We start from the raw sequence: 12,048 nt of genomic DNA, 5'->3' as shown, positions 1-12,048 counted from the left end.
TTTGAAACTACAACGCGCCACTGTATATCAAGTGGACACACGACCCGGTCGGGGTAAGTGATTTAACCCTTAGGTGCGCGCCATAAGAAACGGTACACAAAACCCGGAAACGCCAGCACTAAGAACAAACAAGCTGTAAGCGCATAGAACTCCCAGCGTTGTGGAGTAACCTGACTTAAGCTGCCTTCAATACCAAAGCCAATCAAACCCACGATGAAGTAACCAGCAATCACTTCAAGTACGCGAGTCCAACCGCCCTTTTTGACCACGGGCAGAACGCCCATAATGCGGTTACTTACAAAGGGCAGGTTTGCAAACAGCAAGGCCAAGCCAAACAACAACCAATGCCCAATCGTCTGCGTCAAAACCTGCTCCCTTCATAAACCAAAAATTTCAAACTTCAAGTAAAAATGTGATTAACCGGCCAGCGTTTGCTGAATGGCGGTCATGCAGTAAGCCATCAAAGGCGCGGGCAACAAGCCCAGTGCAATCACGGCCAAGCCGTTCAAACCCAATACAGCGCGCGCATCATTGCCCATCACAATTTCTGTTTCATCGGCAGGGGCCTCGAAATACATTGTTTTGACAATACGAATGTAATAAAACGCACCCACCAGGCTGAACATCACTGCATACACGGTCAACCACACCTGCCCGGTCGCCAACAAGGCTTTCAACACCGCCAGCTTGGCTGCAAATCCCACCATGGGCGGAATACCAGCCAGCGAGAACATCAACAACAACATGATCAAAGCCAACCAGGGTGCACGCTTGTTCAGGCCCTTTAGGTCGCTGATATTCTCTACTTCAAAACCTTTTCTGGACATCACCATGATGACGCCAAACGTACCCAATGTGGTTAGAACATAAATAATGCTGTAGAACATTGCCGAAGAATAAGCCTGGGCAGCATTGCCAGTGTCTTCACCACTTACGCCTGACAGGAAACCCAGCAACATAAAGCCCATTTGAGCAATTGTTGAGTAAGCCAACATACGCTTCAAACTGGTTTGTGCAATCGCTGTCAGGTTACCAATTGCCAGCGAGGCAATGGCCAACACCATAAGCATGTTTTGCCAGTCAAAAGCCATCACAAACAGGCCATCCACCAACAGGCGCATCATCATTGCAAATGCGGCCAGCTTTGGTGCACCGCTGATCAAGAGCGTTGAAATAGAGGGCGAACCTTGGTATACATCAGGCACCCACATGTGGAAAGGCACCACGCCAAGTTTGAACGCCAAACCCGCCACCAAAAATACGATGCCGAACACGAAGATGATCGACTTCTCGCCAGACACTGCTGCGGTGGCTGCAAAGGCGATGTCGGAATGATTCAAAGAGCCAGTTGCGCCGTAAATCATGGACATGCCATATAACAAGAAGCCAGAAGCCAATGCACCCAAAACGAAGTACTTCATCGATGCTTCTGTGGCGCGCACATTGTCGCGCTGCATGGCAACAGCCGCATACAAGCTAAGCGACAACAGCTCAACACCCAGGTACACCAGCAACAGGTTGTTGGCCGAAATCATGATCATTTGGCCCAGCAAGGTAAACAGCACCAAAGCGTGCAGCTCGCCCTTAAACATGTCGCGGTCTTTGGCGTAATTCGCGCCCACAATCAATGTGAAAGCAATTGCCAGCGCAGAAAAGCCTTTCAACGCCAAGGCCATGCTGTCGGCAATGTACATATTGCTGAACGCAAGCTCGGTGCCCGTGGTGGGCACTTGCGCCAAGCAGTACACACCCAAGCCGATACAAAACAACACAACGATATTGTGCAGGATGGGCAAAATACGGCCCTTGGTCACGCTGTCTGCAATCAGAAAGGCACAGGCGAATAGCGCCAGTGCAATTTCAGGAATAGCGAGTGAGAGATTCATCTGATCCACGAACATTCCTCAATTAAAGCTTGGACTGAGCCACATGCTGCAACAGGGCATCAACTGACACCTGCAACACATCAGTAAAGGGTTTGGGGTATAGGCCCATGGCCATCACCAGAACTGCCAAGGCGCCCAGCATCATGAATTCGCGGGAATTCACGTCGGTCAGCTTCTTGACATCGTCATTGGCGACTTCGCCGAATACCACGCGCTTGTACATCCAAAGTGAATACGCGGCACCAAAAATAAGCGTGGTGGCAGCCAGCAGGCCAATCCAGAAGTTGTACTTCACAGCGCCCAGAATCACCATGAACTCACCCACAAAACCACTGGTGGCAGGCAAGCCGGCATTGGCCATGGCAAACAAAAGGAAGAAGGCAGCGAACTTGGGCATGGTGTTGACCACACCGCCGTAGGCAGAAATTTCACGGCTGTGTACACGGTCGTAAAGCACGCCGATACAAATGAACATGGCACCAGAAACAAAACCGTGCGAAATCATTTGAATGACGGCGCCCTGCACCGCCAGGTCTTGAAACATGAAGAAACCCAGAGTTACAAAGCCCATGTGTGCAATCGACGAATAGGCCACCAGCTTTTTCATGTCTTTCTGAACCAGCGCCACCACGCCGATGTACACCACCGCAATCAATGACAAGGTAATCATGAAACCAGCCAGTTCCTGGCTCGCATCAGGCGCGATCGGCATGCTGAAGCGCAGGAACCCATAGGCACCCAGCTTCAACATAATGGCGGCCAGCACCACGGAACCGCCCGTTGGCGCCTCAACGTGCGCGTCTGGCAACCAGGTGTGTACGGGCCACATCGGCACCTTCACGGCAAAAGCCATAAGGAAAGCCAGGAAGATCAGGATTTGCTCCGTCATGCCCAGCGGCAAGTCGTGCCAAGCCGCAATTTCGAATGTACCCGACTGAAATTGCAGGTAAATAATTGCAACCAGCGTCAGCAGCGAACCTAACAGCGTGTACAAGAAAAACTTGAAAGCAGCGTAAATTCGATTCGGACCACCCCATACACCCACGATGACGTACATCGGGATCAGGGTTGCTTCAAAGAACATGTAAAACAGCAGGCCATCAGTAGCAGCAAATACACCCACCATCAAACCTGACAAAATCAGGAAAGCCGCCATGTATTGCGCCACTTTTTCAGTGATCACTTCCCAGGCTGCGACCACCACAAACACAGTGATCAAGGATGTCAGGATTACGAACCACACCGACAAGCCATCAACACCCAAACCGTAAGAAGCACCGAAAGACTCAATCCAGGGCAGCTTTTCTACGAACTGCAATTGCGCGGTGCTGGTGTCGAATCCGAAATACAGTGGCAACGTGATGACAAAACTGATCAAGGCGGCAATTAAAGAGGCACCTCGAACCGCGCCAGCGTTCTTGTCATTGCCCAAAGCCATGATCAAGACACCGAAGGCGATTGGCAACCAGATCGCCAAACTTAGATAAGGAATATTGTTAGACATTGATATTTTCCGATCGTAAGAACCGAAGTTCCGCCTTGTTTATTTGAGTGTGATGAAAGTAATGATCATGGCCAACACGCCAAGGATCATCGCGAATGCATAGTGGTAAATGAAACCGCTTTGCGCGAATCGAACCACACCCGAGATCAAACCCACCAGCTTGGCGCTGCCATTGACCAACAAGCCGTCGATCAACATGCGGTCACCAAACTTCCACAGAGCCTCGCCCAAGCCACGTGCACCGCCGGCGAACACCACTTCGTTGAATTTGTCCATGTAGTACTTGTTGTCCAACAGCGTGTGCACGGGCTTCAGTGCCTTCATGAATGCGGCAGGAATTGCAGGCACCCACAGGTAACAGACGGCGGCTGCCACCACACCTGCCAAGGCCATCCAGAATGCTGCTGTTTGCACAGAGTGCAGACCCATGGCCGCTGCTCCATGGAAAATACTGCTTAAGCCAGCCATGGCGCCGTGTTCAGGATTCACGGTAATCACGCCTTCAAAGAAGGTGCCGTGCAACATGGGCTCAACAGCAATGTAACCAATGATCACCGAAGGAATTGCCAGCAGAATCAACGGCAGGGTAACAACCCAACGCGATTCATGCGGCTGCACCGGGCCATGGTGCGCGTGGTGATCATCATCACCATGGTCGTCATGGTGCTGAATGTCATGGAAACGCTCTTTGCCATGGAACACCAGAAAATACATGCGGAAGCTGTAAAACGCTGTGATGAACACACCGGCAACCACTGCAAAGTATGCGAAGTCGGCAGCAGGCAGGTTGCTGAAATGCACGGCTTCAATAATGCTGTCTTTGGAGTAGAAACCTGAAAAGAAAGGCGTACCAATCAGCGCCAGTGAACCCAATAGCGAAGTGATCCAGGTGATGGGCATGTACTTCCACAATCCACCCATGTGGCGAATGTCCTGATTGTGGTGCATGCCGATAATTACAGACCCTGCACCAAGGAACAACAGCGCCTTGAAGAACGCATGGGTCATCAGGTGGAAAATTGCGACCGGGTAAGCAGACACACCCAAAGCCACGGTCATGTAACCCAACTGCGAAAGTGTGGAATACGCGACCACGCGTTTGATGTCATTTTGAATAATGCCCAGGAAGCCCATGAACAAGGCTGTGATCGAACCAATCACCAACACGAAGTTCAGTGCAATGTCGCTGAGTTCAAACAGCGGCGACATGCGACTAACCATGAAAATACCCGCGGTCACCATGGTGGCGGCGTGAATCAGCGCAGAAATCGGGGTTGGACCTTCCATGGAGTCGGGTAGCCACACATGCAAGGGAAACTGGGCTGATTTACCCATGGCACCAATGAACAAACAAATACAAGCCACCGCCAACAAAGGCCAGTCAGTGCCGGGCATGGTTTGACCCACCAGGCTATCAGCTTGAGCAAACACCTCGGCGTAGTTCATAGAACCGGTGGCGGCCATAACAAGGCCAATACCAAGAATGAAGCCGAAATCGCCCACGCGGTTGACCAAGAACGCCTTCAAGTTGGCGTAAATCGCGCTTTGCTTCTTGTACCAAAAACCGATTAGCAGGTAAGACACCAGGCCCACCGCTTCCCAACCGAAGAACAGCTGCAGGAAGTTGTTGCTCATGACCAGCATCAACATTGAAAACGTGAACAGCGAGATGTAAGAGAAGAAACGTTGATATCCGTCGTCTTCTTCCATGTAGCCAATGGTGTAAATGTGCACCATCAGCGACACGCTGGTTACCACAAGCATCATGGTGGCTGTCAATGTATCAATCAGAAAACCGACTTCAAAAACCAGTGTGCCAACCACAGCCCATTCGTACAAGGTGCCGTTGAAGGTATTGCCTTCCATCACATCCATAAACACCATGATGGATGCGATCAAGGAGATCGCAACGCCGGCAATCGTGACAGTGTGAGCACCTGTTCTACCAATCTGCTTGCCAAAAAAACCGGCAAGAATGGCACCAACAAGCGGGGCGAATGGAATGATCAAATACAAGGGATTCATTCGCGCTTACCCCTTTAGTTGGTCGAGGTCTTCGACATTGATTGAATTCATGTTGCGGAAAAGGACCACCAATATTGCCAAGCCAATTGCAGACTCGGCAGCAGCCACTGTAAGAATGAAGAAAACGAATAACTGCCCGGACAAATCGCCCAGGAAGTGGGAAAAGGCAACGAAGTTCATGTTGACCGCCAGCAGCATCAGCTCGATGGCCATCAGAATCACAATCAAATTTTTGCGGTTCAGGAAAATCCCGATCACGCTGATTGAAAACAATATCGCGCCCAGCACGAGGTAATGAGACAGTGAAATCATTGTTGTTTATTCCCGTTCAGGCTTTGGGACCACTGGGGGTCTCGCTTTTTGTTTGTTTGCGGTCAAGGTCGGCTGGCATGCTGACCAGCTTCACGCGGTCTGTCGACTTCACACGAACCTGGTCGGAGGGCACCTGCCCCTTGGTGTCTTTGCGTTTACGCAGGGTTAGTGCAATCGCAGCCACCATCGCAACCAGCAAAATCAACGCCGCGACCTCGAAGGGGTATAGATACTCGGTGTAAAGCAATACACCCAGAGCCACTGTGTTGTTGGCTGCCTGTTCAGGCACTTCCAGATTTGGGTCCCAAAAGCCACGCAATAACACCACAGACATTTGAAACGCGATCAGGGAACCGACAATCGCAGCGACCGGCAGGTTTTTCCAGAACCCCGCGCGCACCTTGTCCATGTTCACATCCACCATCATGACCACAAACAGGAACAACACCATCACAGCACCCACGTAAACCAACACAAGGGTAATGGCCAGAAATTCTGCTTCAAGCAACATCCACAAGGCAGAAGCCGAGAAGAAAGAAAGCACCAGATACAACGCAGCGTGAACCGCATTGCCCGCAGTAATTACACGCAACGCTGCAAACACCAGAATGGCGGCGAACACATAGAAAAAGCCGGTTATTGCATCCATGAAATTGAGTCTTTTAAGTTTTGTTTCAAGTTAACGGTAAGCCGCATCGGCTTCGCGGTTGGCTGCAATTTCAGCCTCATAACGGTCACCCACGGCCAGCAACATTTCCTTGGTGAAGTACAAGTCACCACGCTTTTCACCGTGATACTCGTGAATGTGCGTTTCAACAATCGAGTCGACTGGGCAAGATTCTTCACAAAAGCCGCAGAAAATACACTTGGTCAAATCAATGTCGTAACGGCTGGTGCGACGCGAACCGTCTTCACGCTGCTCAGACTCAATGGTAATGGCCATAGCAGGGCACACTGCTTCGCACAATTTACAGGCGATGCAGCGCTCTTCCCCGTTTTCATAGCGACGCAGCGCATGTAATCCACGAAAGCGTGGCGACATCGGCGTTTTTTCCATTGGGTACAGCACGGTGATTGGCTGGGTGAACATGTAGCTCATGGTCAACGCCATGCCCTTCAGCATTTCGCGCAACAGCAGACTGTTCAAAAACTCTTTAACAACTTGAAACATGGTTCGCTCTCAGTTAATTCCAGATGTTCCAGGGGGTCTGCATCCAGGCTGCAACCACCACCAGCCAAACCAGGGTCAGCGGAATGAACACCTTCCAGCCCAAACGCATGATTTGGTCGTAGCGGTAACGCGGGAATGAGGCGCGGAACCAGATGAACATGGACACCAGCAAGAAGGTTTTCAGGCCCAGCCAGATCCAGCCCGGAATGAATTCCAGGAAGGCGACAGGTGCGTCCCAACCACCAAAGAACATGATTGCTGCCAGACACGACAACAAAATCATGTTGGCGTATTCGGCTAGGAAGAACACCGCGAAAGTCATGCCTGAATATTCAACCATGTGGCCAGCCACAATTTCAGACTCGCCTTCCACGACGTCAAACGGATGACGGTTTGTTTCAGCAACTGCTGAAATCATGTAAATCACCACCAAGGGCAACAAAGGCAACCAATTCCAAGACAAGAAGTTCAGGCCCATGTCAGCAAATTGACCTGTGGTTTGCGTCATGACAATGTCTGTCATGTTCAAACTGCCCGCCACCAACAACACGGTGACCAGCACAAAACCAATCGCCAATTCATAAGAGACCATTTGCGCAGACGCACGCATGGCCGCCAGGAAAGCGTATTTGGAGTTGGAGGCCCAACCCGCAATGATCACCCCATACACTTCCAGCGAAGTAATCGCCATCAGGTACAACAAGCCCGCATTCACATTGGCCAACACAGTTTCGGGCCCAAATGGAATTACGGCCCAAGCCGCAAGCGCGGGCATGATGGTCATGATCGGCGCAATGATGAACAGCCCTTTGTTTGCGTTCATCGGCACGATGATTTCCTTGAACATCATCTTGACCGCATCGGCAATTGGCTGCAGCAAGCCCATGGGGCCCACATAACTTGGACCCATGCGAATGTGCATGCGGCCAATCATTTTACGTTCCCAGTAGGTAAGGTAGGCAACCAAGCCCAACAGCGGCAGGGTGATGCACAAAATTTTGACCAAGGTCCAGACAGGCACCCAGGCGGGGCCCAGCAAATCAGCACCAAAGGTGGTGATCATTTCAACCGGTGAACTCATGCCTGCACCTCGTCAGCCACAACTGCTTCAACCGTTGCACCACCAAACACGGTGCGCAGGCTTTGCGTTTCAATGCGGCCCATTGGTACCAGCACGGTATTGTCTGCAATGTTCTTGTTCACAAATACTGCAGCTTGCAAGGTGCCGCCCTCGGAGTCTGTCAATTGAATTTTATCGCCTGTGTTCAAACCCAACGCTTCAGCAGTTTGCGCGCTAATTTGTGCCAAAGCGGGTTTTGCTGCTTTGGTTTTACGCAAGGAATCAGCACGTCGAACCACGGAATCAGTGTCGTAAATTGGCGCATAAGCAGCCAGTTCAAGCTTGCCATTCAGATCAACACCGGTCACGGTTTGCTCCGGCAGGCTGTTGTTCAATCGCGCTGGTAAATCAGCAGGCATGAAAGCACTCAGCACTTCTTCTGAACTGTTGAATTCGAAATTTTCCAGCCCCAACAAATTGCCTAAAACACGCAGCACTTTCCAGCCTGGACGAGTTTCACCCAAGGGGCGCACGGCCGCTTTGAAGGTTTGCGGAGTGCCCGCAATGTTAATGAAGGTGCCGGAAGTTTCGGTGCTGGGTGCAATCGGCAGCAACACGTCTGCATACTGCTTGGCATTGCCCACAAAGGCACTGGCCTGCACCACAAACTCGGCATCGATAAGACCACGCAACACCTTGGAGCCTTCAACACAATCCAGATCAGGCTCGGCACCAAACACGATGGCGGCCTTGGCTTGACCGGCCAACATGGCTTGAACGTTTTTACCGCCATTTGCACTGGCTTGAACACCCGCAACAAATGAACCTACCCAGTTGGCACCATCGCCCAGGAAGCCCAAAGTGGCGCCAGTTGACTTAGCCAGTTCAGCGGCCTTGGCCACAATCTGACCTGCAAACGGGCTCATCAGAGCCTGCTGACCAATCAACACAAATTTGCCACCCTCTGACGCATTCAGTGCATCAGCCACAGCTTTGTGATGCAGGGTGTCTGCCCACATGGATGGCGCCGACATCAACCACACTGCTTTGGGCATCAAGGAGTCAAGTCCACCAGCATTGACAACCAACACGCGCGCGCCCTGCTTTGCAGCCTGGCGAATACGCTGGGTTAGCAAGGGTTGGTCATTGCGGGGGTCGGAACCGACTACAACAATAGATTCCGCATCGGCCACCTGTTGAACCGACGCGCCCAACCAAGGCATTGCACCGGTCAAATTCAAATTCGCACCATGGCGAAGGCCCGCATCAATGCTGGTCGAACCCATGCCGTCCATCAAGGCTTTGGCCAAAGCCATTTCCTCGAAGGTGCTGTTCGGCGAAATCAGCATGGCAATACTGTTCAGGTCGGTTGATTCACGGCGCGCTTTTTTCAAGCCTTCGAACACCACGTTCAATGCGGTTTGCCAATCAGTGGTCACCCACTGGCCGTTTTTCTTGATCATGGGTTCGGTAAGGCGGTCTGCCGCCAGCAGACCTTCGTAGCTGAAGCGGTCACGATCAGAAATCCAGCACTCGTTAATGCTTTCATTTTCCTGAGGAACGATTCGCATGACCTTGTCGGCCTTCACCTGTACTACCACGTTGGAACCCAGGCTGTCGTGGGGGGCAACCGACTTGCGGCGGGCCATTTCCCAAGTGCGGGCTTGATAGCGGAATGGCTTAGAGGTCAAAGCGCCCACCGGGCAAATGTCGATCATGTTGCCTGACAATTCTGAATCGACAGAATCGCCAACGAAACTCAAAATCTCGGAGTGTTCACCACGATTGGCCATGCCCAATTCCATGATGCCGGCCACTTCCTGACCAAAGCGCACACAACGGGTACAGTGAATGCAGCGGCTCATTTCTTTTGCAGACACAAGCGGACCAATGTCTTTGAAAAACACCACACGCTTTTCTTCTTGGTAGCGAGATGCTACGCCGCCATAGCCCACGGACAGGTCTTGCAACTGGCACTCGCCACCCTGATCGCAAATGGGGCAGTCCAGCGGGTGGTTAATCAACAAGAATTCCATCACGCTTTTCTGGGCGCTTATCGCTTTCTCGGATTTGGTGCGAACGATCATGCCTGGCGACACAGGCGTGGCGCATGCAGGCAAAGGCTTGGGCGCCTTTTCTACATCGACTAGGCACATGCGGCAGTTCGCTGCAATCGACAACTTTTTGTGATAGCAAAAGTGCGGTACATAGCTGCCCGCCTGTTCAGCAGCAGTAATCAGCATGCTGCCTTCAGCCACTTCAACTTTTACGCCATCAATCTCTAATTCAACCATTTGTATCTACCCGCAGGGAATCAAACGTAAGACGGCACAATGCACGACTTGTGTGTGATGTGATGCTCAAATTCTTCATGGAAATGCTTCAGGAAAGCGCGAACCGGCATGGCCGCAGCATCGCCCAAAGCGCAAATTGTGCGGCCCTGAATGTTGTCAGCAATCGAGTTCAACATGTCCAAATCTTCCGGACGACCTTCACCGTGCTCAATACGATTCACGATTCGGTACAACCAACCCGTGCCTTCGCGGCAGGGCGTGCACTGTCCACAGCTTTCTTCGTAGTAAAAATAAGAAAGGCGCAAAAGGCTTTTCACCATGCAACGTGTTTCGTCCATCACAATTACTGCGCCTGAACCCAGCATGGAACCTGCTTTGGCAATGGAGTCGTAGTCCATGTCAGTGGCCATCATTACGTCGCCAGGCAATACCGGCATTGATGAACCACCGGGAATAACTGCCTTGATTTTCCGGCCACCTTTCATGCCACCCGCCATTTCAAGCAAGGTTGAAAAGGGGGTTCCCAAAGGAATTTCGTAATTGCCAGGCCTTTCGACATCGCCAGAAATCGAGAAAATCTTTGTGCCGCCGTTGTTGGGCTTGCCCAATTCCAAGAACCAATCGCCACCGTTTTGAATAATGAACGGCACCGCAGCAAATGTTTCAGTGTTGTTGATTGTAGTGGGCTTGCCGTAAATGCCGTAAGAAGCCGGGAATGGCGGCTTGAAACGTGGCTGGCCCTTCTTGCCTTCAATCGATTCAATCAAGGCAGTTTCTTCACCGCAAATGTAAGCGCCATAACCCTGGTGTGCGTGCAACTCGAAATTGAAAGTCGAGCCCATGATGCTGTCGCCCAGGTAGCCCGCTGCACGTGCCTGCTCCAACGCCTCTTCAAAGCGCTCATAGGTTTCCCAAATTTCGCCGTGAATGTAGTTGTAACCCACGCTGATTCCCATCGCGTAGGCGGCAATGGCCATGCCTTCGATCACGGAATGGGGGTTGTAGCGCAGAATATCGCGGTCTTTGAATGTGCCGGGTTCGCCTTCATCCGAATTGCAAGCCAAATACTTCTGGCCTGGAAACTGGCGTGGCATGAAGCTCCACTTCAAGCCCGTGGGGAAGCCCGCGCCTCCGCGACCACGCAAGGCAGATTTTTTCACTTCTGCAATCACATCTTCCTGCGAAATACCTTCGGTCAGAATCTTGCGCAGGGCTTTGTAGCCACCACGAGCCTCGTAACCTTTCAGGTCCCAGTTGGTGCCATCGAGACCAGCCAAAATAACCGGGTTAATGTGTCGTCCATGCAAACAAGTCATAACTTCAACTCCTCTACCAGCGCATCGATTTTCTCGTTGCTCATGAAACTGCACATGCGGTGATTGTTCACCAACATCACTGGGGAATCGCCACAGGCGCCCATGCATTCACCTTCTTTCAAGGTGAACAGGCCGTCCTGGGTCGTTTCGTTGTAACCAATACCCAGCTTTTTCTTCAGGTACTCAGCCGCATCCGTGCCGCCCGACAAGGCGCACGGCAGGTTGGTGCACACCACAATTTTTGACTTGCCGACTTTTTTGGTGTCGTACATGTTGTAAAACGTCGCCACTTCATAGGCTGCAATTGGTTGAATTTCAAGATAATTGGCCACAGCCTCAATGGCTTCGCTGGACAACCAGCCCAATTCCACCTGCACAATGCGCAAGCCCGCCATGACCGCAGAAATCTTTTGGTCAGCCGGATATTTCTTCAGTTCTTTGTCGATCAGACGACAGGCGTTTTCGCTCAACTTCATGATT

The 12,048-nt window shown here is 51.6% G+C and carries 11 protein-coding genes; all 11 read right to left on the bottom strand.

What is annotated here, in order from left to right; genetic code table 11:
- Nucleotides 1–62: 62 nt before the first annotated feature.
- The 11 genes from NSP04_RS08180 to nuoE are packed head-to-tail and all read right to left on the bottom strand — an operon-like array spanning nucleotide 63 to nucleotide 12,044.
- On the bottom strand, nucleotides 63–365 hold the full coding sequence (locus NSP04_RS08180) for a DUF2818 family protein (RefSeq protein ID WP_257511850.1): 303 nt from the start codon (nucleotides 363–365) through the stop codon (nucleotides 63–65).
- Between the two features lie 51 nt (nucleotides 366–416).
- A complete protein-coding gene (gene nuoN / locus NSP04_RS08175; protein ID WP_257511849.1) occupies nucleotides 417–1,886 on the bottom strand; it encodes an NADH-quinone oxidoreductase subunit NuoN in 1,470 nt (489 codons plus the stop codon).
- A gap of 22 nt (nucleotides 1,887–1,908) precedes the next feature.
- Complete coding sequence (locus NSP04_RS08170) at nucleotides 1,909–3,390, bottom strand: NADH-quinone oxidoreductase subunit M (protein WP_257511848.1); 1,482 nt, start codon at nucleotides 3,388–3,390, stop codon at nucleotides 1,909–1,911.
- Between the two features lie 39 nt (nucleotides 3,391–3,429).
- Nucleotides 3,430–5,415, bottom strand: a complete 1,986-nt coding sequence (gene nuoL, locus NSP04_RS08165; RefSeq protein ID WP_257511847.1) for an NADH-quinone oxidoreductase subunit L — start codon at nucleotides 5,413–5,415, stop codon at nucleotides 3,430–3,432.
- A gap of 6 nt (nucleotides 5,416–5,421) precedes the next feature.
- Nucleotides 5,422–5,727 carry an NADH-quinone oxidoreductase subunit NuoK gene (gene nuoK / locus NSP04_RS08160; protein WP_008251215.1) on the bottom strand — a complete coding sequence of 102 codons (306 nt, stop codon included), beginning with the start codon at nucleotides 5,725–5,727 and terminating at the stop codon, nucleotides 5,422–5,424.
- Nucleotides 5,728–5,743: 16 nt separating this feature from the next.
- Nucleotides 5,744–6,376 (bottom strand): NADH-quinone oxidoreductase subunit J, encoded by a 633-nt coding sequence (locus tag NSP04_RS08155; RefSeq protein WP_257511846.1) that lies wholly within the window; start codon nucleotides 6,374–6,376, stop codon nucleotides 5,744–5,746.
- Nucleotides 6,377–6,406: 30 nt separating this feature from the next.
- On the bottom strand, nucleotides 6,407–6,898 hold the full coding sequence (gene nuoI, locus NSP04_RS08150) for an NADH-quinone oxidoreductase subunit NuoI (RefSeq protein WP_257511845.1): 492 nt from the start codon (nucleotides 6,896–6,898) through the stop codon (nucleotides 6,407–6,409).
- Nucleotides 6,899–6,911: 13 nt separating this feature from the next.
- Nucleotides 6,912–7,961: an NADH-quinone oxidoreductase subunit NuoH gene (nuoH, locus tag NSP04_RS08145; protein WP_371825013.1), complete on the bottom strand. Its 1,050-nt coding sequence runs from the start codon at nucleotides 7,959–7,961 to the stop codon at nucleotides 6,912–6,914.
- 14 nt (nucleotides 7,962–7,975) lie between these two features.
- A complete protein-coding gene (gene nuoG, locus NSP04_RS08140; protein WP_257511843.1) occupies nucleotides 7,976–10,252 on the bottom strand; it encodes an NADH-quinone oxidoreductase subunit NuoG in 2,277 nt (758 codons plus the stop codon).
- Nucleotides 10,253–10,272: 20 nt separating this feature from the next.
- A complete protein-coding gene (nuoF, locus tag NSP04_RS08135) occupies nucleotides 10,273–11,568 on the bottom strand; it encodes an NADH-quinone oxidoreductase subunit NuoF (RefSeq protein ID WP_257511842.1) in 1,296 nt (431 codons plus the stop codon).
- Complete coding sequence (gene nuoE / locus NSP04_RS08130) at nucleotides 11,565–12,044, bottom strand: NADH-quinone oxidoreductase subunit NuoE (protein WP_257511841.1); 480 nt, start codon at nucleotides 12,042–12,044, stop codon at nucleotides 11,565–11,567. Before nuoE ends, nuoF begins: the two co-directional genes overlap by 4 nt.
- Nucleotides 12,045–12,048 lie beyond the last annotated feature (4 nt).

The organism is Limnobacter parvus, from assembly GCF_024623725.1.
In the GTDB taxonomy this organism is placed as follows: Bacteria; Pseudomonadota; Gammaproteobacteria; order Burkholderiales; family Burkholderiaceae_B; genus Limnobacter; species Limnobacter parvus.
Note: the sequence above shows the minus strand (reverse complement) of the source record. Positions and strands in the feature narration are given on the sequence as shown.

Excerpts from the sequence above, each read along its gene's own strand:
- NSP04_RS08170 (WP_257511848.1), bottom strand. The coding sequence starts at position 3,390 with ATGTCTAACAATATTCCTTATCTAAGTTTGGCGATCTGGTTGCCAATC.
- nuoH (WP_371825013.1), bottom strand. The coding sequence starts at position 7,961 with ATGATCACCACCTTTGGTGCTGATTTGCTGGGCCCCGCCTGGGTGCCT.
- nuoL (WP_257511847.1), bottom strand. The coding sequence starts at position 5,415 with ATGAATCCCTTGTATTTGATCATTCCATTCGCCCCGCTTGTTGGTGCC.
- nuoN (WP_257511849.1), bottom strand. The coding sequence starts at position 1,886 with ATGAATCTCTCACTCGCTATTCCTGAAATTGCACTGGCGCTATTCGCC.
- nuoG (WP_257511843.1), bottom strand. The coding sequence starts at position 10,252 with ATGGTTGAATTAGAGATTGATGGCGTAAAAGTTGAAGTGGCTGAAGGC.
- nuoE (WP_257511841.1), bottom strand. The coding sequence starts at position 12,044 with ATGAAGTTGAGCGAAAACGCCTGTCGTCTGATCGACAAAGAACTGAAG.
- NSP04_RS08155 (WP_257511846.1), bottom strand. The coding sequence starts at position 6,376 with ATGGATGCAATAACCGGCTTTTTCTATGTGTTCGCCGCCATTCTGGTG.
- nuoF (WP_257511842.1), bottom strand. The coding sequence starts at position 11,568 with ATGACTTGTTTGCATGGACGACACATTAACCCGGTTATTTTGGCTGGT.
- nuoK (WP_008251215.1), bottom strand. The coding sequence starts at position 5,727 with ATGATTTCACTGTCTCATTACCTCGTGCTGGGCGCGATATTGTTTTCA.
- nuoI (WP_257511845.1), bottom strand. The coding sequence starts at position 6,898 with ATGTTTCAAGTTGTTAAAGAGTTTTTGAACAGTCTGCTGTTGCGCGAA.